Below are 25422 nucleotides of genomic sequence, written 5' to 3' on the forward strand. Positions count from 1 at the left end.
AGTCGTTCGCTTGATCTGTTCCCTGCTTCGCTACTGTTCGAACCAGGACCGCCCGGTCCTGGTGGGGCGGCCCCTGACGATCATCTGAAGTTCCGGCTCGCGACGTCCGGAACACGCGGTGCAAGACGCGGCCGCCAGAACTCCCGCACGATGACGTGCACGATCTCGTGCTGCCGCTGGATGCGGCCCGTGACGCCGAGGAACACCACGGTGCGGGCCAGCCGCGCGAATTCATCCATCACGGCCGGCCAGACGACCAGGTTGACGAAACCGGTCTCATCTTCGAGCGTCATGAACGTGACGCCCGACGCGGTGCCCGGCGTCTGCCGGCAGATGACGATCCCCGCGTAGCGGACGGCGGCGCCGTCCCGCATCGCCAGCACCGCCCGGGCCTCCGGCAGGCCCGCCTCGCGCAGCGCGGAGCGCATCGGCGAGAGCGGATGCCCGCGGGTGCTGTGCGCCGACGCCCGGTAGTCCCACGCGATCTCTTCGGAGGCGCCGAGCCCGTCGAACAGCGGCGACGGCTCGCGGACCTGGACGGGCAGCGCGATGTCGCGGCGGCGCGCGAGCGCCCGCGCGTCCCACAGCGCCGTCCGGCGGTCGACGCCCAGCGCCTCGAAGGCGCCGCTCTCGGCAATCTCCACGAGCGAGCCCGCGTCGAGCCGGGTACGGCGGATCAGGTCGTCGAGGGACCGAAACGGCTGGACCGCCCGCGCCGCCGCCAGCCGCCGGCCGTCGTCTTCGGCGAGTCCCTTGACGTAGCGAAGCCCCATCCGGACGGCGTGAGCCCACGGCCGCGCGGAGGGAGGGGCGGCAGACGTCACCGCGACGGAGCCGGACACGGGAACCGGCTCGAGCGTGCAGTCCCAGCCGCTCACCGTGACGTCGATCGGACGCACCTCGACGCCGTGCCGCTTCGCGTCGTCGACGATCGTAGACGGCGCGTAGAATCCCATCGGCTGCGCGTTGAGCAGCCCGCACGTGAACTCCGGATGATAGTGGCACTTGAGATATCCTGAAGCGTAGGCGATCAGTGCGAAACTAGCAGCATGCGAATTATGAACGATAAGGTCGTTCGCGAGGAAATTATGATCGCCCTCGATATGAAGGTCGTAAGTCTCCTCTTCACCGAGCGACTCGACCGCCGTGATTTCGTCCCAGTAGATATCCGAGGTTCCAAGCCGGAGAAGTGGCGGCGACTTGAAGTAATCACCGAGACGCTTGACCACCCACCTGCGAAAACCTCGCTTCTGACTCACGCGGCCATAGATTTCCCGCATACCCAAACCAGTCGCTTGAGCCACATCCTTCCATCGCACACCGCTTCGATCGTATTCGCGCCGGATCATAGCTCGCACCGCAATTGGCACGATGTCATGTGACATTCGCCCGCCGACGTTTCCATTGCGGTCTGTCTGAAATGTCGCCGCGATTTGCGCGGTTCTTCGCTTTGTAGGGTCCAGGAACAACCGGCCGATTTGCTTGTTGAAACGGATCACATTCAATGCCCCTGTGATAAGAACAATAAAGATTGTCACAAACCGGTTTCGGTAAGGCCGTGTGTGCGTAGTCAATCGAGAGACGATTCCAAGTCTTAGCAATAGGTGCTGGACCTGTTCGGCGAGTTGCCGGGATACGGTATCGTACGTTGCGCGGGATCCATGGGTAATGGAAACATGTCCATCACCTTCCCATAGCCTCGCAAGAAGCAGAGCCAGATCGGTATTCGCCAATTCAAAAACTTCGTCCGGCAAACGCTTCTTGCGGGCCCCAATATTGCGAAGATCTAGACGGTCGGCCCACTCAAGCGCCCCACGCCGGCGCCCCATCGACGGAAGTCGACGCGCGGAGGCGATGCGGTCGCCCGGACGCAGTTCATCCAAGCGCCGCCACCCGTCCATGGTCAGGAACGGATGCGTTGCCGTTGCAACGACAGAACGCCCCAATGTGGTCCGAAGACAAAAGACCGGTTTCCGGCCGCTACGCATTATATGAAGCACCTGTCGCCTACGGATCCGCAGGTCTGAATCGCAGACCAACGTCGTGTTGAGCCGATCCGAATCGCGCGCCGCCTCTTCGATTCTTATCCACCGCCCTGTAGTCGCATCAATAACCCGCGTATCTCCACCGACGCATTGCGGGAATCCATATTCGCCGAACCCTTTGATCTGAGCAAACACCCGTTCCGCCATCTCTTGCGTCACGCCTTTGGCGATCATCGCGGACACGAGTCGGTCGTGGTGACGCTCCAGCCGTCCCGAACGCCGCCACGCCGCCATGTCGCGGCGCAATTGATCCGCCTCGCCCGGCGAGTAATCGGCGGCCACCATCGCGATGCGGATCACCTGTTCCTGGAAAATCGGCACGCCGAGCGTTTTGGCCAGCACGGGCTCGAGCGACGGATGCGGATACTCGACCGGCTCCGCGCCGGCGCGCCGGCGGAGATACGGATGCACCATCCCGCCGACGATCGGCCCGGGCCGCACGATCGAGATCTGCACGACAAGATCGTCGTAGGTCGTAGGACGCAGGCGCGGCAGCATCGACATCTGCGCGCGGCTCTCCACCTGAAAGACGCCGATGGTGTCGGCGCGCGACATCATCTCGTACGCCTCACGGTCGCCTTCGGGCAGTGTCGCCATCGACAGCGCACGGCCGCCGGCCGTCCGAACCCCCTGGTCCTCGAGCAGCCGGAACGCGATGTCGAGGTGCGAGAGCGCCCCGAGCGCGAGCACGTCGACTTTGAAGAGGCCGATGCCTTCGACGCTGTCCTTGTCCCACTGGATCACGGTGCGACCGGGCATCGTCGCGTTCTCGACCGGCACGAGCTGCGACACCGGCTCGTGGCCGAGCAGAAAGCCGCCCGGATGGATGGAGAGATGCCGGGGCAGATCCTGCATCTCCGCGGCGAGCCGGACAAGGTGCCGATGGGCCGGCCGCGCCGGATCGAGACCGGCGTCGCCGAGCAGCTTCGAGGTGACCTCGTCCTCGTGCCAGACGAGCTTCGCGACCCGGTCGAGCGCCACGAGCGGGAGCCCCAGCGCCTTGCCGGCGTCGCGCACCGCCGACCGGAACCGGTACCGGATGACGTTGGCGACCATCGCCGCGCGGTCGCGGCCGTAGGTCTCGTAGATCCACTGGATGACTTCTTCCCGCCGGTTGTGCTGGACGTCGAGGTCGATATCCGGCGGCTCGGCCCGCTCGCGCGAGAGAAAGCGTTCGAACAACAGGTCCGTCCGCACCGGGTTCACCGCCGTGATGCCGAGGCAGTAGCAGACCGCGGAGTTGGCCGCGGACCCGCGCCCCTGACAGAGGATGCCGTGCGCGCGGCAGTACCGGACGATCTCGTGCATGGTGAGAAAGTATCCGCCGTAGTCGAGGTCGCCGATGATCACGAGCTCTCGATCGAGCTGCGCGGCGACCTCCGGCGGCACGCGGCCGCCGTACCGCTCCGCCGCGCCGGCAAACGTGAGGGTCCGCAGCCACGCCGACGACGTCGTGCCCTCCGGCAGGCGTTCGAGCGGATACCGGTACCGCAACTCGGTAAGCGCGAACGTACACCGCTCGGCGATCTCACGGGTCCGCGCGACCGCGTCCGGATCGTCGGCGAACAGCGTTCCGAACGCGTCCGCGTCCTTGAGCGCGTGCTCGGCGTTCGGCTTGATGCGCGTGCCGGCGGACGGCAGGTCGATCCTGTGCCGGATGCACGTGAGGACGTCTTGGAGCGGACGGCGCGACGGCGTATGGTACAGCACCTCGTGCGCCGCGACGACCGGCAGCCCGTACCGCGCCGCGCGGTCCCGCAGCCGGCGCTCCTGAGACACCTCGAGGTCCCGACGGTGCCGTGAGGCGACCGCGTACAGCCGGTCGCCGAACGCGTCGCGCAAGACGTCCGCCGCCTCATCCGGATCGGAGCCGGCGGCCGCCAGCAGGCTCGCCTCCCCGCCCCACAGCGCGACGAGCCCCGCGGCGTGCGCGGCGACTTCCCGCCACGACACGCGGCTTTCGCCCTTCGGCGAACGCAGACGGCCCGCCGTCAAGAGACGGCAGAGGTTGGCATAGCCGCCCCGATCCGCGGCGAGGAGCAGCAGCGTCGAGTCCCCGGCGACCGTGACCTGCGCGCCCGTGATCAGCCGGACTCCGCGCTCCCGGGCGGCGAGATGCGCCTCCACGACCCCGTACACGCCGTCGCGGTCGGTCACCGCCAATGCTGTGAGGCCGTACCCGGCCGCCGCCTCGAGCAATTCTTCGGGGGACGAAGCGCCTTCGAGGAACGAAAAGTGCGTCTTGCACCACAGCGGGGTGTAGCTCATGCCCATCCGCTCATTCCACCCGCCCGTGGAGATACCAGCAGCGGCGCACCTGATCGTAGAACACCCACCACAGCTCTCCCTCTGCGCCTTCCATAAAATAGTAGGCACGATGCGCCTCGCGCACCCCGCCTTCGCGGGGCGGGGCGGCCCACCATCCGCCGGATATGATGAACGGCCCCGCGACGGGAGGTGCTTGGGCCTGAAACGGCATCGGCCGCGTGAAGATCCGCCGAACGAGCGGCCGTGTCTCGAGCCGGCGGGGCCGTGCTGAAGACAAATGCGCCATGGGCTCCCATCCGAACCGCGCCTCGGGCAAATGCCCGTCCCGCAGCACCGCGCACCGCACTCCCTCGTCGCCGTACCGTGCGCGCAGCCGGTCGATGGCGCGGGTGCCGGCCTCGAGATTGCGCGCCGGCCGTTCGCCCCGCGCCAGACGGGGATGCTCCGCCCAGAGGGCGAGTTGCTCGGGCGCGGCAGGGACGCCGGCGGCGTCCGCGCAGATCTCGGTGACGCCGGCGGCGATCCGGACGGTTTCCATGCGCAGGCGCACGAGGTCGGCCAGCCGCACCGCATCGAGCGTCGGGGATGCGGGACGGATGACCTGCGCGGCGGCCCACTCCTTCCCAAGCCGCAGGCGTAGATCGAGCGCGGCGAGCGCCTGTCCTCGCGACGCCAGCCGTGCCAGCAGCGGATGCAGAATGTGCTTGACGATGAACAGGAGACGCTGTGCGTCGGCCTCCGGCGCATCGAGCATCACATGACGGCGCACCGGGTCGATCGCGGGGCGCGGCGCAAGCGGCGACCACAGATCTCCGGATGCCTGCCGGTGGAGACGTTCCGCCGCCGGCCCGAAGCGCTCCATCAACCCGCCGGCCGGCAGCCGGAGCAGATCGTCCACCGTCCGCACGCCGAGCCGTCCGAGCGCCTCGAGCATCTCCGGCGGCAGGTGAAGGTCGCGCAGCAAGACACACCGGGCGGCGGTGCGCTCTTCGTCCGGATCCTTGAACACCCGGATGCCGCGGGCCGCCCGCGCCGCCGCGTACGTGCCGAAGCGCGTGAAACCCACGACGACCACCGCGTCGTACCCGGCGCGCGCCAGATCGCTCCGAATCCCCTCCGCCCATCCGTCCAGCGACGCGTGCAGACGATCGAGGCCCGACGCATCGAGCCAAAACACGCCCGGTTCGTCCGGGGCCGGCTCCACATCGGGAGAAAAACGGCGCAGTCTGCCTGCGACCGCATCGACGGCGCGGACGATGTCCGCCGGCGCAACGACCGCGGCCCGAAGGTCGGGGACGATCGCGAGCGCCGACCCGTAGCGCAGCCCCGGGGCGACGCCGCCTTCCCGCGCCGGCGCGTTGACCCAGAGCACGGGGCTCTGCGGCAGATCTTCCGCGACGACCGCGCTGGGACGCCGCCGCCACGCCGGGTGATCGCGCAACAGCAGCTGCAGCGGAAGCGCCGGGAGTTCAGCGCAGGCCAGCCGCTCCACGCCGCACTTCCACATGCTGCCAGACCGGTCCACGATGTTTGTCTTTCAGGGCCTCCACCCCGCAGTCGAATCGATCGGCGCGTGCCCGGCGCCGCCGGGCACGCGCGTAAACGGAGATGAGCGACCCAAGCGACCCGGGTGATGCCGCCGGCGGCTCGGTCAGAAACATCATCGCGGTCTGGTGACGCCGGGCGAGGCCCGCGAGGCGCGCGAGCGCCGTCGACGGGATCGCCGGAGGAACGCCAAGATCGGCGAGAATGAGGCCGAACCCGCCGGACCGCAGGAGCAGATCGGCCGCGGACAGCGCCGCGGTCACACCGGGGACCCGTACAATGGGCAGTGCCGCGAGATCGACTCCGTTGTCGTGGGCGTCGGGCGGGTAGAACAGCGACGGTGCAGCGGAACCGGCCGGCGGCCGGGCGCCCGCCGGATGGAGGGTAATCCACGCCGCCGGTTCTTCCGCTTGTTGGGCCTCGAGGATTATGGAAAACGCAAGCGTGAGCACGGCGGAGTCGCCGGCGCCTTCGAGCTGCACAAGCCGGCCGGCCAGCCGCTCGAGACACCATCCATCCTCGCGCAGAAGCGCCCCACCGGAGGCATTGAACCGAGGATCGTGAACCGGACTGGCCAGCGAGACGACCACCGCGAAGATCCCCTTGAGATTGTGGTGCTTTGAGGATAGCGAACATATGTTCGTTATGTCAACCGAACGAACAGAAGATCCTGAGCCGGGGGAAATCACCGGTAATCCATTAAATTGCCAGCCCGGAAGGTGGCGGTATGGACAAAAGCCGGTTCGGATCGCGGTGGCCCGACGTGCGTTACCGGGTGAAATCCAACTGGAGCCGCTTGACCGACGAGGAACTCGATCAGGTCAAAGGCGATGCCGACACGCTCATCAGCATGATCCAGGAGAAATACGAGGAACCGCGCACATCAATTGAGATGCAGCTCGAGCGGTTGCTGGCGGCGTAGCGTCGGTCCGGCCGGCCCCCGGCCGGACTTCGCGGTACGACTGTTACGGCGGTCCGGTGATCGCGAGCGTCTGCAGCACCCCGGTCGCCCGGCCTTCCGATGATACGACCTCGCTGTAGAACACGCCGGTCACCTGCACCCGCAGGCCGGTTCGAAGATTGGCGGCCTGTCCACCGACGAGCACGATGATGGAGCGGTATCCGTCCACCAACCGGAACATCAGATACAGATGGCCCCAATTGTCGACGAACGTCCCGAGGCCCGAAATCACACCGGTGACGCTCACCAGCCGCTCGTCGTACAGTTCGGGGGCGCGCGCGATGTTGTCGACGGTCTCCGCGGCGGCCGGCGGCATGTCGGCGACGGCCGAGTAGTCCGTCGAGTCCACGGCCGGCGCCGTCATCGGAACCGAGGGCAAAATCGGCGCGCCATATGGGACCGACGGGGAGAGGAACACAATGGCCGTCGGCGCGGCAAACACCTTCTTCCGAACGAGCAGGATCGGCTGGATGATCAGGGGGAAGGTCGTCGGCCGGCCGAACAGCATGATGGGATGATCGCTGAATCCGGACGTGACGAAGAAGATCAGGCCGTCTGTGATCAGGGGAAACTGCAGCACCATCCCGCCCGCCGGCGCGGGTGAGGCGGCGGCCAACACAATACCAATCACCGTGACCGCGAGCAGCCGCCGAAGCATCACGGCGCGGCTTCTTCGTGGCTCCACCGTGATCCTGCGGGGCGCCGCCTTTTGTTACGGTTCCGGTAACGTGCCGGCGGCCCGGGATCCGTTACTTGACCGAGACAATCTACGTTGCGCCTTTTCCCGCGAGGTAGGCGCGGAGTCCGCGCTCGCCGCTTGCCATCATCACGCGGTGATTCCATGCGAACAGCGGCTTGAAAACCGGCGCGAACACGTTCAGCAGCGGCTTCCCGGTCCGAACCGATTCGTCGAAAATGAGGCGCGTACCGGATCCGTCCGTCTCGAGCCGCCAACGCATCTCGCCGATAAGATCGCCCCGAACCTTCACGATGGCAAGCCGGGGACGCTCCTCGACAATCGTCTCGAGGTTGAAATGCATGTGATAGGGCAGCGCGGCCTTCGCATGCACGGACACGCGTGACCCGACCCCGTCCAAATCGTTAAGCCGTTCGACCGCCACAAACTCGTTCCACCACCGAGGATAGGCTTCGAGATCGCGGATCGCCGTCCAGGCCCGTTCGACCGGGGCGGCGACCCGCCATTCCTCGCAGAAGTAGTAGTTCCACAGTCCTCGCGGCAGCGGGGCGAATGAACGCGGGCCGGCGTGTACTTCCGGCATCAGCCGATCGCGGGCTCGACGCCGTACTGCCGCGCGAGCGCCCCAAGCGCTTCGAGCGCGGCCGGATCCGGCCCCGAGGCGGGGAACCCGCCGCCAAACCGCTCGGCAAGTCGGGCGACCAACGCCTCGTTGTTGGCACCCGGCGACGGAATGAGCAGCACCTGTCCCGCTTCCCGTCCGACGTTCTGAAACGCGTGCAGCGTGCCCCGAGGCACGAAGAAGACGGCGCCGGGCGCGGCCTTGTGCGTCTGGGTCCCGAGCACAAAGCTGTACGTGCCGTTGAAAATCACGTGGGTCTCGGATTCCCGGGTGTTCTTGTGGGGCGGGAGGCCGCCGTTCGGCGGAGACGTGACCTCGATCACGGCGTATGAATCATCCGTGTCGGCGGCCATGACTTTGAGGGTGAACGTGTTGCCCAGCACGCTGAGCACGCGACCGTCTCCGGGCTGTAGCGCCTTCGCCTGTCCTCCCGCCATGGGGCCCCCTCCTCGATGCGTTATCCTCCGCCCAGTTTGCCTACCAGCACCGGGGCGGCCGAAGGACGCGCGGCGCCGCCGGGGCCGCGCTCGACAGAAATCGCGACCGCCTGGTAGCGCGGAAAGTCGGCGCCCACGGCCACGATCACGGGAGTCCCTGACGTCGGCCGAAACACGCCGGCGCTCCGCGGTGTCGCCCCGGCCACCAGCCACAATTGGTACACGAGGTCCGGACCGGGATCGCGCAGCCCCGTGGCGACGAGCGCGCCTCGACCGGTTGCCGGATCGAAGATGAACCGGACGCTGCCTGCCGCCGACCCGCTGAGGGTCGCGACGCGGGAGGCGGGGTCGGCCAACAACGCAAGCGCTTGGGCCTCCGACCCTACTTGGGTGCTGAGCCCGGTCAGCCGCTGTTCCAGTGAGACGACGATACCCACGAGCACGACGACGATCGCCGCAGCGACGGCCAGCGCCGTTGCCCAACCGGGGCCGGGGCGGACGGTCCGACCGCGGGGGCGCACCGCGTCGAGGACCCGGCGGCGGAGCGCCGCCGGCGGCTCATGCGGCTCGAACCCGGCGGCGAGCGAAGACGCTGCCTCCTGGAACACCGCCAGTTCGCGCCGGCACTCCACGCAGTCCGCCAGATGCGCTTCGACGTCCCGCGCCTCGTCGGGCGCGAGCGCGTGCAGCGCGTACCCTGGGATCGATTCCCGGATCTCGTCGTGGGTCATTGTGCCGTCTCCGGGGCCGGCGCCGGCAGGACAGTTCGCAGGCGCAGCAGCCCGTCCCGCATCCGTGTCTTGATGGTGCCGAGCGGCACGCCCAGACGCTGGGCGATCTCCTGCTGCGTGTATCCACCGTAGTACGCCAGCACGATCGCGGCGCGCTGTTCGATCGAGAGGCCCTCGAGCGCCCGCCGGACGTGGCCGGCGTCGACGCGGGCCTGCGCCGCTTCGATCACATCCGCGGCGCCGGTCATCGTCTCGGACAGCGGCACCGTAGGATTGCGCCGCGACCGCCTCACGGCATCGACGCTCTTATGGTGCGCGACCGAAAGAATCCAGGTGCGGGCGCTGCCGCGCGCGGGATCGAACCCGCGGGCGCCCCGCCAGATCGCGAGAAAAACGTCCTGCGTAACCTCTTGCGCCTGCGCCGCGTCTCTCAGCAGGCCTATGGCCACCGAGTACGCGGCGGCGCTGTAGCGTGCATACAGCGTCTCGAAGGCGCCCGCGTCTTCGTCGGCAATACGCGCGAGGAGTGCCTGGTCATCAGCTGCGCTGAGGAGTGGGACCGTGCCCCCCGCCATCGGTCTGGTCACACCTCCGAGGTGCGCCGTCCTTCGCTCCAATCGCGAACGTCCCCTGTCCGCCGGCCGGGACGGCGCCGGTCCGTGCCAGTCCGCGGCGGCCACGCTCATCGGATCCCTGCGAGGCCCGCACCGGCTACGACGTCAGCAGGGCGCGCTGCACGAACCACACGAGACCCGTGAGCGCGGCGGCCGCCGAAACGGACCGGCGGAACACCGGCGCCCACGCGTGCTGCCGGATGAGGTCGAGCGCCAGGGCCGCGAGCACGATCACCGACACCTGCCCGATTTCGACGCCGAGGTTGAATCCGACAAGCGAGGCGGCCAGGTTGGCGCGCGGCAGGTGCAGTTCGGTCAGCGCGGACGCGAAACCGAGGCCGTGGACCAAGCCGAAGGCGAAAGTCACGAGCCACCGCGAGCCGAGCGCGCCGCGGCCCCTCCAGACGTTCTCGGCCGCGACGTAGGTGATGCTCAGCGCGATGGCGCTCTCTACCCACCGCGACGGCAGGTCGACGAGGCCCAGGACCGCCAGCGACAGGGTGATCGAGTGCGCCACGGTAAACGCCGTCACGATCTTGAGCAGCTGCGGGAGTGTCGCGCCGACCATGAGCAGGCTCAGCAGGAACAGCATGTGGTCGTAGCCGGTGAGAATGTGCTCGATCCCCATCAGCACGAACCCGCCCGCCGTCTGCCACACCGCCGGCGCGCCGAGTGCGATCGTAGCGTCCTCGTGTCCCGGCGTGAACGCGACGTTGTGGACCCGGCCGTCGGCGAGGATGGTAGCCAGGCAGCTCGCCGTCGACGCGCCGGGCAGGAAGAGATCGTACCTGATTGTCAGCCTGTCGACCGGCGCCGGCCACGTGTATACCAGGGCCAGCGTGGTGTGGGTCGCCGGGGCAAGCCCGGCCGGCCCCGCCATTGCCGGCGGCCCCGCGAACGGCTGGACCGCAAGGACACCCTCGCGGACCTCGGACGCGGGAGTCCGAAGCCGCGCGGACAGCCGCAGGTGTGCCGAGAGAAACCGGCGGAGGTCTTCGCGGTGGGCCCGGATCTCGTCGTTCGTCAGGCGGCCGGCATGCGCGTCGGCGGCGAAGGCAACCAGCCCGGCCGGCAGCGTCAACGTCACACGCGCCGAGGCGCCGGCGACGGCAATCTCCGCGGCCGCCTGGTCGGCCCAATGCGCGTCGACGGGTGCGGGCGGCGCGGCGAGCCACGGCGCCAGCAGCACCGCCGCGATCAGGACTATCCATCGGGTCTTGCGTCGCGTCATCGTCCCTCCTCCCTCCGCTACAGACCGATCAGGCCGAGTTGCAGGGCGCGCTGGTCAAACGCGGGATCGACGGCGCGGACGAGCCGCAGATATCTGTCGGCGGCGGCGGTGTCGCCGAGCCCCTGCGCCACGAGGGCGGCGCGGTAATAGTACCTCGCGTCACGCACGCCCCAGCGCAGCGCGGCGCGGGCGAACTGCTGCGCCTCGCTCCAGCGCCCGACGCTGGACAACGCCCACGCCATCGTGTCCAGCGTGTCGGGATCGGAGCGGACCGCAAGCTCCTGCCGCATCAGCCGAAGGACCTCGGGCAGATCGGCAGCCTGGCCGCGGGTCAGGAGAAGACGCGCGAGTTCGCGCCGGTGGCCGTAGGCACCGGAGGCCGCGTCCTGGCGCAGCCGTGCCTCGGCGTCGGCCCAAAACCGCGCCGCCTCGGCGTGACGGCCCTGCAGATCGCGCGCCTGCGCGACGCCGCGCAGCACGACGTGGTCGTACACGTTCGGGGCGTCGCGCGTGACCGTGACGACGCGCGTCAGATGATCGACGGCCGCGTCATACCGGCCCTGCCGCAGGTCCAGCACAGCGAGATCGGTCAGCGCGAGCGGGTACTGCGGCAGGATCCGCAGCGCCTCGGTGAACAAAGCCCTCGCCTCATCGAACCGGCCGTGCTGATAGAGAAAACGCCCGTAGAGGCTGCGCACCCAGGTGGAACTCGCGGTCTCCTCGGGCTCCTCGAGCACCAGCGCGCGGCGGTAGTCGGCCTCGGCCTCGGCGTCCCGGCCCCGCGCGATCTCGACGAGCGCGCGCAGCGCATACGCGCGCAGCGACGGATCCGCGGCCACGAGCGCCCGAACCGCCCGCGACGCCGCGGGCACGTCGCCAGTCGCAAGGCTCGACGTCACGACGATCGGCAGCGCTTCTTCGGTGGGTCCGGCCGCGTGCGCGAGGCGCATCGCCTCCGCAAAGTCGTGGCGGGCTTCGGCGACGCGGGCGAGCGCCAGAACGGCGCCGTCGTTGTTGACGGCGAGGCGCGCCAGCGATTCCCGCGCCGTCTGCTCGGCCAGCAGGTACCATCGGAGGTCGCCCGTCACGCGGGCTTCCTTGAGATAGGCCCCGGCGAGCCCGGCGCGGTCGAGGGCGCCGTCGGGGTTGCGGGTGAGCCGCTCCTCGTAGAACGCCATCTCCGCCCGAAGGAGGCTCGAGATCGCGCCCTGCGGGGGGCGCTCGAAGCGGTACCGGAAGGGCGCGTCCGCGCGTCCGGCGCCGGCGGTGTGCGCGAGACCGATGCCGGTGGCGACCAGCGCGGCGACGACGATCGCGAGCATCACTGAACGGTGCCGTCGTAAGTTCATCCTCGGGGGCCTCCGTGAGTCCGGGCGCCGGCGGGTGAACCGCCGGCGCCCGGACTTGGATCTAGTTGGGGTCGGCCAGGTACGGGAACGACGTGAGCAGCGGCTTGTGCGCGGTGCCGCCGCCGTTGGGTCCGGCGTACGTCACGTTGTCGGTCTTCACCGCGCCGTTCGTGACCACCGAGAGGGTCACGTGAATCACGTCGTCGGTGATCTTGCGGCCGCGGATCGGGCTGCCCTTCGCGTTGAGCGCGGCGCCGTAGCCGCTCGGGCCGGTTGTGTCGATGCGCATCACATCGGGCAGGAACGCGACCAGCAGCGCCGTGGCGCGCTTGTCGTCGTTGCCGAACGCCATGAGCGTATGCTTGGCCTCGGCGACGATTGGACCGGCCGCGTCCGCTTCGGGCTTGTGGCCCGCAAGCGCAGCCGCCTCGAAGTCCGGTCCCACGCCGTTGAGCGCGTTCTGGTAGGCGCTGGTGGTGAGGAGCCCTTCGCCGATCGCCGGCCGAGCGAGCCGGGCGATCTGCTTGCCGCCGGAGCTCACCGTCGTCCACGCGTCGAAGGTCGTCGCGGAGGTCGATCCCGCGAGCCACGCGCGCGGCACGCGGACCGCGATGGAGAGGACGTTGTAGCCCGCAGTGAAGTCGTACCCGGGCTCACGGAACCCGACCTTGGGCCCCATCCCGAGCGCGCCCGCGCGAACGCGGAAGAACTGCTCGACGTCGAAGAAGAACGGATCTTCCCGCAGCCCCGCGAACACGGAGATCGTCCCCCCGCCCAGGGTAACCGGGGTCACGATCGGCGCCGCCGCGGCGGCGAGCGGCGTGGTCCGCGCCCCCATCGAGCCGGCGGTGGTGACGCCGTCGCGTATAGCCGTCACCTTAATCGGCTGCGAGCCGTCCTGCCCCGGGGCCCCGAACTGGAACCGCAGCATCGCGTCGGTCTTCCCGGTCGGCATCGCGTCGTTGTTCATCGCCCGCGTCACGTGGATGTCGTACTGCGCGTTTGTGCTGAACGCATACTCCTGGCGCGGCAGCGACCGGGGGTTTACGTTCATGACGAAGATCAGGTCGCCGGCGCCCGCGGCCGGATTCTGGTCCTGCTCACGGAAGACGAAGAAATCCGTGGTGTGCAGAGCGCGGCCTTTCAAATCGAGTTCCCCGTCGTCGTGGTTGGAAGCCACGAGCAGCCGGGGTGTGATCACCATCGCCGCCAGCGCCAGAAGCGCGAGGGCGGACAGCCACAACCTGGATCGACCCATCGAGCCACCTCCCTGTCGTCTCGGAAGCCGCCGCCCATCCCGGACGTCCGCGCGCGCTCGGCGGCATCTCTTCCGTCACCGGGATATTCGCAGTCCGGCCCGATGCGGATTGGCCGGTGCGCGCGGCTACCCATCCGCGCGGGCCGCGCGGACGAAGGAATAGACGGGGAGCATGGTGCAGCAGTGCGTCGATCCGCTATTGCGGGCGGTTCAAGGGGGGAACGTTGATGCGGGCACCGTTCGACGGGGTGGGCGGACTGTGCGCGATCCTGGCGGGAGCCGCGGGGTTCCTTTACGCGGTCAGCTTCCTCATCGTGTCGCGCGCCGCTCCCGACGCGGGACGGCTGTGGAGCGCGATCTTTCTGATGCTGGGCGGGCTGCTGTCCACCGCTGCGCTGACGGCCGTGTACGAACGGCTTCGTAGCGTGAACGAGCCCGCCGCATTGTGGGCGCTGTTGCTCGGCATCGTCGGCGTGATGGGCGCCGCCATTCACGGCGCCTATGATTTGGCCGCCGCCGTGCATCCCGTCGCCGGCACCTCGACCGACGCGCCCAGTCAGGTCGATCCGCGGGGGTTGCTGACGTTCGGCATCACCGGCCTCGCGCTCATCGTGTTCGGCCGGCTGATTACGAGCAGCGCCGCGCTGCCTCACGGCCTTGGCTCGCTGGCCTATGTTGAGGGGGCGCTGCTGATCCTCTTGTACCTCGGCCGGCTCATCATCCTCACCCCTGCGCACCCCGTGATCGTGATCCCCGCGGTGCTCTCGGGGTTCGTGGCCGGACCCGCGTGGTACATCTGGCTCGGGCTTGTGCTTCGCCGTTCGTGAGATGCACGCGTAATCTCGGTTGACGCGGCAATCGGCCGACAAGGAGGGGCGTGTGATGGTGACCTACGTGATCCTGGGCAGCTACACCGAGCAGGGCATCCGGAACATCAAGCAGCTGCCGCAGCTCCGGGCGGCGGCGGAACAGTTTGTCGGCGGCAAGGGCGGCCGGGTCGTCGCGAACTACACGACCTTCGGCGGGTACGATTTCGTGTTCATCGCCGAGTTTCCGAACGACGAGGCCGCGCTCGAGGGCGCGTTCCTCTTCGGGAGCCGTGGCGACGTGCGCACGCAGACGCTGCGGGCGTTTACGGCGCAGGAGGCGGAAGCGGTGACGAAGCGGTTGCCGTAGGCGCAGTGCCTGGCTGGGGGGCCAGGATTCGAACCTGGATTCTCAGATCCAAAGTCTGATGGCCTACCGTTGGCCGACCCCCCAACGTCACCGCGATCGTAACGCGTCCGCTCCGGGACGGCAAGGGGCCGCTACTTGACGAGCGCGACCGCCTCGATCTCGACCGCTCCGTCGCGGGGCAGCTTGGCCACCTGGACCGTCGAGCGGGCCGGCGGGTCCTCCTGAAAGTACGAACCGTAGATCTCGTTCATCGCGCCGAAGTCGTTCATGTCGCGCAGAAAAATGGTCGTCTTGACCACCTCGGCGAGCGAGGAACCGGCGCTCTCGAGAATCGCCTTGATGTTCTCCATGACGCGCTTCGTCTGTATCCGTACGTCGCCCGGTACGAGCTGTCCGGTATGAGGATCCAGCGCCAGCTGGCCGGCAGTGTACACGAACCCGGCGGCGACGACGGCCTGGGAGTACGGACCGATCGCCTGCGGCGCCTCCTCCGTCCTCACGATCCGCTTGCTCATCTACGCGCCTCCCCGCCGGCGCACTCCGGCGCCGGCCACCATGAAATCGAACCCTTACGGGTCCGTCAGTCTGTGGTAACCGCGATCGTAGTACACGAGCGGGCGGCGGCCGGCAAACACCTCCGCCGCCTCGACTTCTCCCACGAAGATCGTGTGGTCTCCGGCCGGATACTGCGCGGTCACGCGGCACTCCGCGGCGGCGACGCACCCCTCGAGGAGCGGCGCGAGACGGCCGGGCCGGTGCGGAACGCCGTCGAACGCGTGCGGCCCTTCCGGCCGCGAATCGGTCGAAAAGAAGCGCGAGAGGTGCTCCTGGCCTTCCGCGAGCACGTTCACGGCGAAGACGCGGGAGGTCTCCAGCACCTCGAGCGAGTACCGGCCGTGCTCGATGCAGATCAGCACGAGCGGCGGCCGCAGCGACAGCGACGAGAACGCGTTGATCGTGACCCCGTGGGGCCCGTCGGGCGCGGGCGCGGTGACGACGGTGATGCCGGTGACAAACCGCGCCATCGCCTCGCGAAACTGCCTTGCGTCGACCCCGCTCATCTTCGGCATACCGCTCCTAGTCCACCCGCTTCTGGAATCGGCTGATCGCCACCCCGAAGAACAACAGCCCGAGGCCTAGAAGCGGCAGAATCTGCTTCCAGAGAGCCTCGATCCCGACGCCCTTGATGAGAATCCCCCGGATTACGACCACGAAATAGGTCAGCGGAAACGCCCCGCCGATCACCTGCAGCCAGTACGGCAGCGACTCCCTCGGGAAGATGAAGCCCGACAGCAGGATGCTCGGCAGGAGCAGCAGCTGCGCCACCTGCACCGCCTGCTGGAACGTCTTCGACACGGTCGAGATCAACACCCCGATCCCCAGGGTGCTGAAGAAGAACGCGAGCGACAGCACGTAGAGCAGCAGCAGGCTGCCTTTGATCGGCATCCCGAACCAAAGGCTGGCCAGCAGCAGCGTGATCGTGATCTCGAGATACCCAAGCCCGATGAGCGGGATGATCTTGCCCAGCAGCAGCTCGAGCCCGGTGATCGGCGTCACGACGAGCTGTTCGATCGTCCCACGCTCCCGCTCGCGCACGATGACCGTCACGGCCTGGATGGTGGTGACGAACACCAGCACGACTGCGATCACGCCCGGGACGATGAAGTAGACGTTGGAAAGCGTCGGATTGTACCAGGCGCGCGGGCGCACGTCGACGAGCTGGACGGGCGGCGGCAGCCCGAGGCGGCCGGCCCGCTGGATGATGAGCTGGGTCGAGAGCGACTGCCCGATCCCACCCGCCAGGCCGAGCACGACGTTCGCCGACGTCGGCTCGGAGGCGTCCACGATCACGCCGACCTGCGCCGTGCGGCCGCTGCGGAGCCGGGTCGCGTAGTCCGGCGGGATCAGGATCCCGATCTTGGCGTCGCCCCCGTCGATCAGCCGCTGGACCCCGTTGAAGCTGTCGGCGTAATACTTCATGTCGAGATACGTCGTGTTGGCGAAGGCGGCGAGCAAGGTCCGGCTCTCGGGGGTGCGGGATTGATCGAATACCGCGGTGGGAATGTGCGTGACGTCGTTGGTCAGGTATCCGTACAGAAACAACTGCATGATCGGAAGCGTGATGATCGTCGCGAGCGTCCGGCGGTCGCGCACCAGATGCAGGATTTCCTTCCGCACCACGGCCCACAGGCGGCGGAAGTTCATCGGCCCTCCTGCGCGCCGGCACCGTCGCGGGACGCGGCCACGTCCCGCTCGACGAGTGAGACGAACGCGTCTTCCAGCGACGGCCGGACCTCCCGGATGCCTTCGACGGCGATCCCGGCGCGCGCGAGCGACGTCCGCAGCCCTTCCGCCTGACCCGCGTCGTCCACCGTCGCGTGGATCGCCCGGCCGAACAGCGCGACGTCGCGCACGCCCGGCTCGCCGCGCACCGCCTCGAGCGCCTGCTCGATGGGCGCGGCCCGGACTTCCAGGAGGGCCCCCGACATCCGGCGTTTGATCTCCGCCGGCGTCCCGGACGCGATGATCCGGCCGCCGAAGATGAACGCGAGGGTGTCGCAGTGCTCGGCTTCATCCATGTAGTGCGTCGTCACCATGATCGTGATGCCGGCGCGCGCAAACTCGTCGATGAGATCCCAGAAGGCCCGCCGGCTCACGGGGTCCACGCCGCTCGTCGGCTCGTCGAGGAACACCATTCGCGGCCGGTGGAGGACCGCGCAGCCGAACGCGAGCCGCTGCCGGTATCCGCCCGACAGCTCCCCCGTCAGCGCGCGCTCGCGGCCCCGCAGTCCGGCGCGGGCGATCCACTCGTCGACGGTCGCGCGCGCCTCGGCGCGGCCGAGGCCGTAGACGCCGGCGTAGAACGTGAGGTTCTCTTCAACCGTGAGGTCGTCGTACAGGCTGAAGCGCTGGGACATGTAGCCGATCCGCGCCTTGATCTGCTCGGGATCGCGGGCGACGTCGTAGCCGAGCACCGACGCGCGTCCCTCAGACGGTTCCAGGATTCCACAGAGCATGCGGATGGTGGTAGACTTCCCGGCGCCGTTGGGCCCAAGAAACCCCCAGATTGCGCCCGACGGGATGTCGAACGTAACGTGGTCGACGGCCACGAACGAGTCGAAGCGGCGCGTCAGGCCCTCCGCGCGCACCGCGAGGGGTCCGCGATCCGCCCCGGTCGCGCCCGCGGGCTCAGGCATCGGCCGCGCCGCGCCGCGCCCCGCGGCCGCCGGCGGACGGTCCGCGGCGCCCTGTTCTTCGATCATCGAGATGAACACGTCCTCGAGCGACGGCGGGATCGGCTCCGCCTCGAGCACCGTGCCGCCGGCCTGTGTCAGCTCCGCGCGCAGCGCCGGGATCGCCCGCGCGGCGTCCTGCACGACCACGTGGAGACGGTCGGCAAACACCATGTGCGACAGCACCTCGGACGACGCGGCGAGCACCCGGCGAACCGTCTCGCGGGGCTCGGCGAGCACCTCGACGACCTCGCCCCGCATCCGGTGGCGCATCGCGTCGGGCGGCTCGACCGAAATGAGCCGGCCCTGGTACATGAATCCGACGGTCGTCGCCCGCTCCGCTTCGTCCATGTAGGGCGTGCTCGCGATGATCGTTGCACCGTCGCGGTGGAGATCGTACAGAAGGCGCCAGAACTCGCGGCGCGAGACCGGGTCGACCCCGGTCGTCGGCTCGTCGAGCAGCAGGATGGACGGCGAGTGGATCAAGGTGCAGGCGAGCGCGAGTTTTTGCTTCATGCCGCCCGAGAGCTGCTGCGCGAGACGGCCTCGAAAGCCGGTCAAGCCCGCAAATTCGAGGAGCTGCGCATTGCGCTCGGCGCGGCCGGCCCGCGCCACGTCGAACAAGTCGGCATAGAAGTCCAGGTTTTCCTGAACCGAGAGGTCGCCGTACAAACTGAACCGCTGCGGCATGTATCCGATCCGCGCCTGCACCTCGCCCGGATCGCGGGCGATGTCCGTGCCGTCGATCGCGACGCGGCCGGCCGTCGGCTGGAGGGCGCCGCAGCACATCCGCAGCAGGGTCGTCTTGCCGGACCCGTCGGGGCCGAGCAGCGCGAACACCTCGCCGCGCGGCACCCGCAGCGTGATGCCGTCGACCGCCGTCCGCTCTCCGAACCGGCGCGTCAGGCCGGCGGCGTCCAGCGCAGGCGGGGCGCCGTCCCTCGCCGGCGCCGACGGGTTCACGGGGACGGTCGTTGCCCCGGTCCCGCGGTTCCGACGTAGATCGTCGCATCCGCCGGCATCCCGGGCTTCAGCTCTCCGTAGCGGCTGGTGATCTGCAGTTTCACGCCGTAGACGAGCTTCACGCGGTTCTCTCTGGACTGCACGTTGATCGGCGTAAACTCGGCCCGGGTAGAGATCTCGGAGACGTGGGCGGGAAACGTCCGCCCGGGATACGTGTCCACGGAGATCTCCGCCCGCTGGTTGAGGTGCACCCGCCCGATCTGATTCTCCGGAATAAACACCCGCAGCCACATGTCGCCCGGGTTCACGATCGTGTAGACGGCCCCGCCGGCCGCGACGACCTCGCCCTCCTGGTTGTTCTGGGTCAGAACGATCCCATCGATGGGCGACACGACGGTCGTGTACCCGAGGAGGATCTGCTGGTACCGGAGCGCCGCCTGAGCCTGGGCGAGCGCCGCCTGCGCCGCGGCCAGATCCTGCCGGCGCTGCGCGACGACGGTGTATCCGGCCTCCGCGTTGGCGAGCGCCTGCTGCGCCTGGACGACCGCGGCCCGGCTCGCGGTCACGCTCTGCTGCTGGATCGGAATCTGCAGCCGGTTCGCTTCCGCCGACCGCATCACCGCCTGCGCCTGCGTCACGGCGTCCCGGGCACTACGATCCGCGGCGACCGCGGCGTCATACGCGGCCCGCGCGGCGTCGACGTCCTGGGCGGCGATGGCGCCTTGGGCAAACAAAGCCTTGGCCCGCGCGTAGTCGCTCTGCGCCTTCGCCAGGTTCGACCGCGCGGCCACGGCCTGCGCCTGCGCCGCGCTCAGCTGCGCGCGTGTCTGGTTCACCGACTGCTCGACCGTCTGCCCGACGAGAGCCACGGTCGTCTGTCCCTGCGGCACGACGGTCTCGGCGGCCGCGAGCGCCGCGCGCGCCTGGCCGACCTGCGCGTCCGTCGTCAGTTGCTGCGTCTCGACCGCAGACGCCGCCTGCCTCACCTTCGCCTCCGCCGCGGTCACGTTCGCGCGCACCTGATCGACCTGTGCCTGTAGATCCCGGCTGTCGAGCCGCACCAGCACCTCACCCGCGTGCACGGTGTCGCCCTCCGCCGCGGCCAACTTGACGATGCGGCCGGTAATCTTCGGCGCGATGTCGACCTGCGTTGCTTCGATCGACCCCGAGCCGAACAGCTGGTCCGCGGTCTCCTGTCTCAAGTAGGCCTGCCATACGTCCCAGGCGATCACCGCCAGCACGGCGACGGCGAGGGCGGCCAGCAGGAGCGGCCGGCGGTTGCGCCGCGGCGGGGAAGCGGCCATCAGGGAAGCGGCATCAGGCGCCGACCGTCACAGCGTGATCTGGGTCCCGACGGCCTGGTCGATCTGCGCGAGCGCGAGATTGTACTGGAACAGCGCCTGCACCAACGCGGCGTCGGCCGCCGCCAGGTTCTGGATCGCCGTCACCACCTCGAGCTGCGTCCCGACCCCGGCCTGGAACCTGACGTTCGCGATCCGCAAGGCTTCCTGGGCCGCGACGAGGCCGGCCTGGGCCGAGGCCAGCTGCTCCGCCGCCTGCTGGAGGTTGAGGTAGGCGGCGCGGACCTGCTCCTCAACGGTCTGCTGCGTCTGCTCGAGCTGGACCCGGGTGAGCGCGAGCTGCTGGCGCGCCTGCTCGACTTTGGCCCTGGTGAGGCCGCCGTCGAAGATCGCGAGCGTGAGCGCCAGCGTGCCCGCCCAGGTCACCGGCGTGCTCGACGAGAGAGTGTTCGACTGCATTTGCGGACCACCGGTCAACGTGATGTTGGGCCGCAGACCCGCCGCGGCCAGATCGACCGCGGCCTGCGCGGCCTGGATCGCGGCCTGCGCCTGTGCGACCTCCGCCCGGTTGGCGAGCCCCTGCTTCACCAGCGCCTCCACGTCCGGCGGCGGCGCGGGCAGGCCCATCGGTGTCGTCGCGGCGATCGCCGACGAGATCGGCAGATTGACCACGGCCGCGAGCTGCTGCTCGGCCAGAACGGCCGCGGCCTTGGCCTGCGTCAGCGTCCGCTGGGCCTGGGCGAGCTGTACCTGCGCCTGCAGCAGGTTGAATTCGGGCGACGTGCCGACGTTGACCTGAGCCTGCGTGACCCGCACGTTCTCCTGCGAGGCGGCAACGGCGCGCTGAGCGGCCGCCACCTGGCCTTCGCTCTGCACGTAGTTGAAGTAGGCCTGCCGGACCGCGAGGACCGTCTGCTCCGCCGTCGCCGCGAACGCGCTCTGCTGACCGCGCAGGTTCGCCTGGGCGATTGCGATCTGGTCCTGCACCGCGTTGCCGGTGTACACCGCGTAATTGACGATGCCGTGCACGTTCCACTGCGGCGGCGTCGACCCGGGCACGATCGCCGTAAAGGGGGCGCCGGTGATCCCGGCGCTCGGAATGTTGATCGTCCCGCCCAGCGTCGAGTTGCCCGGCGGCGTCTGCTGCGTGTTGCTGGCTCCGACCGATACGGTCGGCCAGAGGCCCGCCTCGGCTTGGCCCACCTGGGCACGGGCGATCGCGACCGCCAGCGCCGCCTGCCGCACCGTCAGGTTCTGTTCCAGCGCGCGCCGGACCGCATCGAGCAGCGTGAGCGGCGCGCCGGCGCCAACCGACGGCACCGGCGGCACGGGCGGGATCTGGAGCGGCGCAGCGGGCGCGGCAGGCTGCACCGGGGCCGGTGGAACCTGCGGCGGGGTCGGCTGCGTCTGCGCGGCCGCCGTCAGCGGAAGAAGCGCCGTCGCCGCGAGCGTGATGAACGCAACCGACCGAACGAGCCGAACGGGCATTTCAGTCCCCCCTCTTGAACGCTTCGGGTGCGGAGGGCGGCGCCGGGGCGCGGGCCGTCAGGCCCCGCAGAATCAGCGCCGCCATCTCGCCCAGGTACTCCTCATCGTCGTACCGGACACCGGCGAAGCCGAGCACGTGCTGCGTCATGATGTAGCTCATGACCATGCGGAAACAGATCGACGCGGTGACCTCGGTATTGACCGGACGGAAGGCGCCGTCGGCGATGCGCGCCTCGAGATAGGCCCGGAACCGCTGCACAAACGGTTCGTGCAGCCGCCGGAAAAACTCCCGCCGGACGTCTTCGTGCAGGTCGGCCTCATGCACGACGAGCCGGATGAACGACGCGTGCCGCGCCAGCGTCTGGACCCGCGCGCGAACGAAGGCGAGCACAAACGCTTCGTCGTCGCCGGGCGCGAACTGTTCGGGCGCGGGCGGCGCGCCGTCGTCCGCGATCACACCGATGACGCCGCGCAAGACGTCCTGCTTGCTCGGGAAGTAGAGATATATCGTGCCCTCGGCCAGACCCGCGGTCGAGGCGATCTCGCGGATCGTCGCGCCGTGGAATCCGCGGCGGCTGAACACCTCCAGCGCGGCGCGCAAGATCTGCGCGCGCCGCTCACCGGTGCGGGCTTCGCGCGCGGTTGTGCTCAAACGGGCCATCGATTCGGGTACGCCTCCCGGCAGTACAGCGAGGAAAGATGACTGACCGCTCATTCAGCGTATCCCTCGCTTCTCTCCCCGTCAAACGTCGATGTCGGGACCATTGATTTCACGCGCCGGGGATCGTTATTCGGCGCCGCCGGCGCCTTCCGTCGCGGGCGAAACACCGCGGATGCCCGCACGCGGCCGGGAGAACCGCCGCGCGAACCAGCCCCGGATGCCGGCGTGCTGCAAATCGTCGAAGTACGAGTAGATCACCGGGATCGCGACGAGCGTCAGCACCAGCGAGAACACCTGCCCGCCGATGATCACCGAACTCATCGCGCGGTTTGTCTCGGCGCCGACTCCGCGGCTGATGAAGAGTGGAATCATGCCGGCCACGAACGCGATCGTGGTCATGAGGATCGGGCGCAGCCGGTCGCGGCTCGCCTGGATGATCGCCGCGTTGCGGTCGAGCCCCGCGGCCCGCAGGTGGTTGGCCCGGTCGATCTGGAGGATCGCGTTCTTCTTCACCACCCCGAACAGCACGAGGATGCCGAGCTGCGACAGGATGTTGAGCGAGCCGTTCAGGAACAGGATCGACAGGAGCGCAAACGGCACGGTCAGCGGCAACGACAGCAGGATCGTCACCGGATGGATCCAGGACTCGAACTGCGCGGCGAGCACCAGGTACATGAAGACGAACGACATCATAAACGACGTCATGAACGCCGCGGCCTGCCGTCCCTGCTCCAGCGCCTGTCCGGTGAAGGTCATGTCGTACGCCGGCCCCAGGTTGAGCGCGCGCATCTTGCGGTCGAGCTGATTCAAGACGGCGGCCTGGGAGGTACCGGGCAGCAGGTTGGCGGTCAGCTCCACCTGCCGCCGCCGGTTGTAGTGGGTGATCTCGCTCGGCCCGGTGCCGCGGGTCGTCGTGACGACCTGCTCGAGCGCCGCGACGCCCGCCATCGAGGAGTTGACCGGAAGCTCCGCCAGCAGCTGTTCGTTGCTGCGGTGCTGCTTGTCGGCCCGGATGACGATCTTGTACTGCTGGCCGGCCTCCGCGTATTTGGCGGTCTTCACCTCGATGCCCTGAACCAACATGTACATCGCGTTCGCCGCGTCGACGGCGTTGACGCCGAGGTCCGCGGCCCGCTGGCGGTCGACGCGCATGCCGAGCTGCGGCGCGCCGCTGACGAGCGAGGACCGCGCGTCCACGACGCCGGGAATCGAACGCAGGACCTGGAGCCCGCGGTCGCCCGCGCGGGTCAGGACGGCGAGGTCGGGCCCGCTCACGACGTAGTCGACCGGCTGGAAGCCGCCGCTGCCGCCGAACTCCGAGGTGGCCTCGACCTGGCTCTGCAGGCCGAGGTACGTGTACCGCGAGAGGATCCGGTCGCGGATCTGGCCGTACAGCGCCTGCTGGGGCACCTTCCGCTTGCCGAGGTCGACGAGCCGCACGAAAATCGTGAAGCGGTTCGGGGTGTGCTGCGCATCGTCGCCCGCCGTCACGATGGTGTAGTCCACGCCGGGGAGCCGCCGGATCTCCGCCGCCAGCTGCGTGCCGAAACGGTTGGTCGCGTCGAGGGTCCACCCCTCCGGGGCGCGCACCACGACCTCGAGTTGGGACTGATCGTCCTCGGGCAGGAAGTTCTTGTGCACGGCGGCGCCGATCGGTGCGATGCTCACCAGCGTGACGAGCGTGAACGCGATGACGGCCCACCGGTGGCGGAGCGACCATTCGAGCAGCCGCCGGTAGCCGTGGTCGAGGGCGCCGTAGACGCGCCCGCGCTCCGCGGCCGAGTCCGCGCCGAGCCCGGTATCGACCGGCGCGTTACCCGCGGCGCCGTTCTTGCCGCCGCCGGTTGTGGCGCGGCCGTTCCGCCGGGCGCTCAGCCAGCGCGCGGACAGCGACGGGGTCAGCGTGAAGCTCACGATCAGCGACACCGCGATCGAGAACGCCATCGTCCAGCCGAAGCTCTTCATGAATTGGCCGACGATCCCGCTCATGAACGCAAGCGGCAGAAACACCGCGATCAGGCTGAGCGTCGTCGCGGTGACGGCCGGACCGATTTCCCGGGTGCCCTCGACCGCCGCCTGCATGGGCGGCATGCCCTTCTCTTTCATCAGCCGATAGATGTTCTCGAGCACGACGATCGCGTCGTCGATGACGATGCCGACGACCAACGCGAGGGCCAGCAGCGTGATCATGTTGAGGGTCATCCCGAGCGCTGAAATCAGGGTGAACGTGCTGATGATCGACGTCGGGATCGCGAGCGCGGCGATGATGGTCGGCCGCCAGCTCCCGAGGAACAGGAGCACCACCAGCGCGGCGAGCATCGAGCCGATGATCAAGTGCTCCTGCACGGCGGCGGTCGACGCCTCGACGAACACCGACTGGTCGCGCACGACCCGCAGATCGTAGCCGGCGGGCAGGAGCGGCGTGATGGCCCGGAGCCGTTCCTTCAGCGCGCGCACCACGTTCACCGTGTTGGCGCCCGACTGCTTGGTGATCTGGAGCAGGACGGCCGGCGTGCCGTTGACGTTGGCGGTGGTGACCGGCTCGGCGGCGCCATCCTCGACCGCGGCGACGTCGCCGAGGGTCACCGGATGGCCGTCGCGGGTCGTGAGCCCGACGGTGGTGAGTTCGCTTGGAGACGTGACGCGGCTGAGCGCCCGCAGCGTGAGCTGGGTGTTGCCCTGATCGACGTTCCCGGCGGGCAGCTGCACGTTCTGGTTCTGCACGGCCGTGAGCACGCTCGTCACCGGCAGCCCGTAGGCGGCGAGGCGGTCCGGGTCGACCCAGATGTTGATCTGCCGTGCCTGATCGCCGACGAGCGTCACCTGCCCCACGCCGCCCGCG

At 69.0% G+C, this 25422-nt stretch carries 22 protein-coding genes and 1 tRNA gene; 3 read left to right on the forward strand and 20 right to left on the reverse strand.

What is annotated here, in order from left to right; translation table 11 throughout:
- Window positions 1–80 precede the first annotated feature (80 nt).
- Genes VKT83_13590 through VKT83_13600 form a run of 3 tightly spaced genes read right to left on the reverse strand, consistent with a single transcriptional unit; the run spans window position 81 to window position 6448 of the window.
- Window positions 81–4313 carry an error-prone DNA polymerase gene (locus tag VKT83_13590; GenBank protein HLY23493.1) on the reverse strand — a complete coding sequence of 1411 codons (4233 nt, stop codon included), beginning with the start codon at window positions 4311–4313 and terminating at the stop codon, window positions 81–83.
- A gap of 10 nt (window positions 4314–4323) precedes the next feature.
- The gene (locus tag VKT83_13595; GenBank protein HLY23494.1) at window positions 4324–5838 is read right to left on the reverse strand and encodes a DNA polymerase Y family protein; all 1515 of its coding nucleotides are present in this window, start codon (window positions 5836–5838) and stop codon (window positions 4324–4326) included.
- Entirely contained in the window at window positions 5783–6448 is a 666-nt protein-coding gene (locus tag VKT83_13600; GenBank protein ID HLY23495.1) for a recombinase A, read from the reverse strand. The genes VKT83_13595 and VKT83_13600 overlap by 56 nt, the downstream gene beginning before the upstream one ends.
- A gap of 137 nt (window positions 6449–6585) precedes the next feature.
- On the opposite strand from VKT83_13600, the gene VKT83_13605 reads away from it, so the two are divergent.
- A complete protein-coding gene (locus VKT83_13605) occupies window positions 6586–6780 on the forward strand; it encodes a hypothetical protein (GenBank protein ID HLY23496.1) in 195 nt (64 codons plus the stop codon).
- Between the two features lie 43 nt (window positions 6781–6823).
- Here the strand turns inward: VKT83_13605 and VKT83_13610 are convergent, their stop codons facing one another.
- From VKT83_13610 to VKT83_13645, 8 genes are all read right to left on the reverse strand, one after another.
- Window positions 6824–7480 carry a hypothetical protein gene (locus VKT83_13610; GenBank protein HLY23497.1) on the reverse strand — a complete coding sequence of 219 codons (657 nt, stop codon included), beginning with the start codon at window positions 7478–7480 and terminating at the stop codon, window positions 6824–6826.
- Between the two features lie 106 nt (window positions 7481–7586).
- Window positions 7587–8099, reverse strand: a complete 513-nt coding sequence (locus tag VKT83_13615) for an SRPBCC family protein (protein ID HLY23498.1) — start codon at window positions 8097–8099, stop codon at window positions 7587–7589.
- Window positions 8099–8575 (reverse strand): cupin domain-containing protein, encoded by a 477-nt coding sequence (locus VKT83_13620; protein ID HLY23499.1) that lies wholly within the window; start codon window positions 8573–8575, stop codon window positions 8099–8101. Before VKT83_13620 ends, VKT83_13615 begins: the two co-directional genes overlap by 1 nt.
- Window positions 8576–8595: 20 nt before the next feature.
- The gene (locus VKT83_13625) at window positions 8596–9306 is read right to left on the reverse strand and encodes an anti-sigma factor (GenBank protein HLY23500.1); all 711 of its coding nucleotides are present in this window, start codon (window positions 9304–9306) and stop codon (window positions 8596–8598) included.
- Window positions 9303–9893 (reverse strand): sigma-70 family RNA polymerase sigma factor, encoded by a 591-nt coding sequence (locus VKT83_13630; GenBank protein HLY23501.1) that lies wholly within the window; start codon window positions 9891–9893, stop codon window positions 9303–9305. Before VKT83_13630 ends, VKT83_13625 begins: the two co-directional genes overlap by 4 nt.
- A 124-nt stretch (window positions 9894–10017) precedes the next feature.
- Entirely contained in the window at window positions 10018–11151 is a 1134-nt protein-coding gene (locus VKT83_13635; protein HLY23502.1) for a HupE/UreJ family protein, read from the reverse strand.
- Between the two features lie 17 nt (window positions 11152–11168).
- Entirely contained in the window at window positions 11169–12500 is a 1332-nt protein-coding gene (locus tag VKT83_13640; protein ID HLY23503.1) for a tetratricopeptide repeat protein, read from the reverse strand.
- A 61-nt stretch (window positions 12501–12561) separates the two neighbouring features.
- A complete protein-coding gene (locus VKT83_13645; protein HLY23504.1) occupies window positions 12562–13758 on the reverse strand; it encodes a DUF4331 family protein in 1197 nt (398 codons plus the stop codon).
- 227 nt (window positions 13759–13985) lie between these two features.
- On the opposite strand from VKT83_13645, the gene VKT83_13650 reads away from it, so the two are divergent.
- Together VKT83_13650 and VKT83_13655 are read left to right on the forward strand one after the other, a co-directional pair.
- On the forward strand, window positions 13986–14585 hold the full coding sequence (locus tag VKT83_13650; GenBank protein HLY23505.1) for a hypothetical protein: 600 nt from the start codon (window positions 13986–13988) through the stop codon (window positions 14583–14585).
- Between the two features lie 55 nt (window positions 14586–14640).
- Window positions 14641–14934, forward strand: a complete 294-nt coding sequence (locus VKT83_13655) for a GYD domain-containing protein (protein HLY23506.1) — start codon at window positions 14641–14643, stop codon at window positions 14932–14934.
- Window positions 14935–14944: 10 nt separating this feature from the next.
- Here the strand turns inward: VKT83_13655 and VKT83_13660 are convergent.
- The 9 genes from VKT83_13660 to VKT83_13700 all read right to left on the reverse strand — a co-directional run.
- Window positions 14945–15018: transfer RNA gene (locus tag VKT83_13660), tRNA-Gln, on the reverse strand.
- 47 nt (window positions 15019–15065) lie between these two features.
- Window positions 15066–15449, reverse strand: a complete 384-nt coding sequence (locus VKT83_13665) for a RidA family protein (GenBank protein HLY23507.1) — start codon at window positions 15447–15449, stop codon at window positions 15066–15068.
- A gap of 54 nt (window positions 15450–15503) precedes the next feature.
- Complete coding sequence (locus VKT83_13670) at window positions 15504–15995, reverse strand: flavin reductase family protein (GenBank protein ID HLY23508.1); 492 nt, start codon at window positions 15993–15995, stop codon at window positions 15504–15506.
- Between the two features lie 16 nt (window positions 15996–16011).
- Window positions 16012–17139, reverse strand: a complete 1128-nt coding sequence (locus VKT83_13675; GenBank protein ID HLY23509.1) for an ABC transporter permease — start codon at window positions 17137–17139, stop codon at window positions 16012–16014.
- Complete coding sequence (locus tag VKT83_13680) at window positions 17136–19130, reverse strand: ATP-binding cassette domain-containing protein (GenBank protein HLY23510.1); 1995 nt, start codon at window positions 19128–19130, stop codon at window positions 17136–17138. The genes VKT83_13675 and VKT83_13680 overlap by 4 nt, the downstream gene beginning before the upstream one ends.
- A complete protein-coding gene (locus VKT83_13685) occupies window positions 19127–20434 on the reverse strand; it encodes an efflux RND transporter periplasmic adaptor subunit (protein HLY23511.1) in 1308 nt (435 codons plus the stop codon). The genes VKT83_13680 and VKT83_13685 overlap by 4 nt, the downstream gene beginning before the upstream one ends.
- 27 nt (window positions 20435–20461) lie before the next feature.
- Window positions 20462–21919 carry a TolC family protein gene (locus VKT83_13690; protein HLY23512.1) on the reverse strand — a complete coding sequence of 486 codons (1458 nt, stop codon included), beginning with the start codon at window positions 21917–21919 and terminating at the stop codon, window positions 20462–20464.
- 1 nt (window position 21920) lies between these two features.
- Window positions 21921–22571 (reverse strand): TetR/AcrR family transcriptional regulator, encoded by a 651-nt coding sequence (locus VKT83_13695; protein HLY23513.1) that lies wholly within the window; start codon window positions 22569–22571, stop codon window positions 21921–21923.
- 135 nt (window positions 22572–22706) lie between these two features.
- On the reverse strand, window positions 22707–25422 hold a 2716-nt coding region (locus VKT83_13700), incomplete at its 5' end, for an efflux RND transporter permease subunit (GenBank protein ID HLY23514.1).

The organism is bacterium (genome assembly GCA_035308905.1).
GTDB lineage: Bacteria > Sysuimicrobiota > Sysuimicrobiia > Sysuimicrobiales > Segetimicrobiaceae > DASSJF01.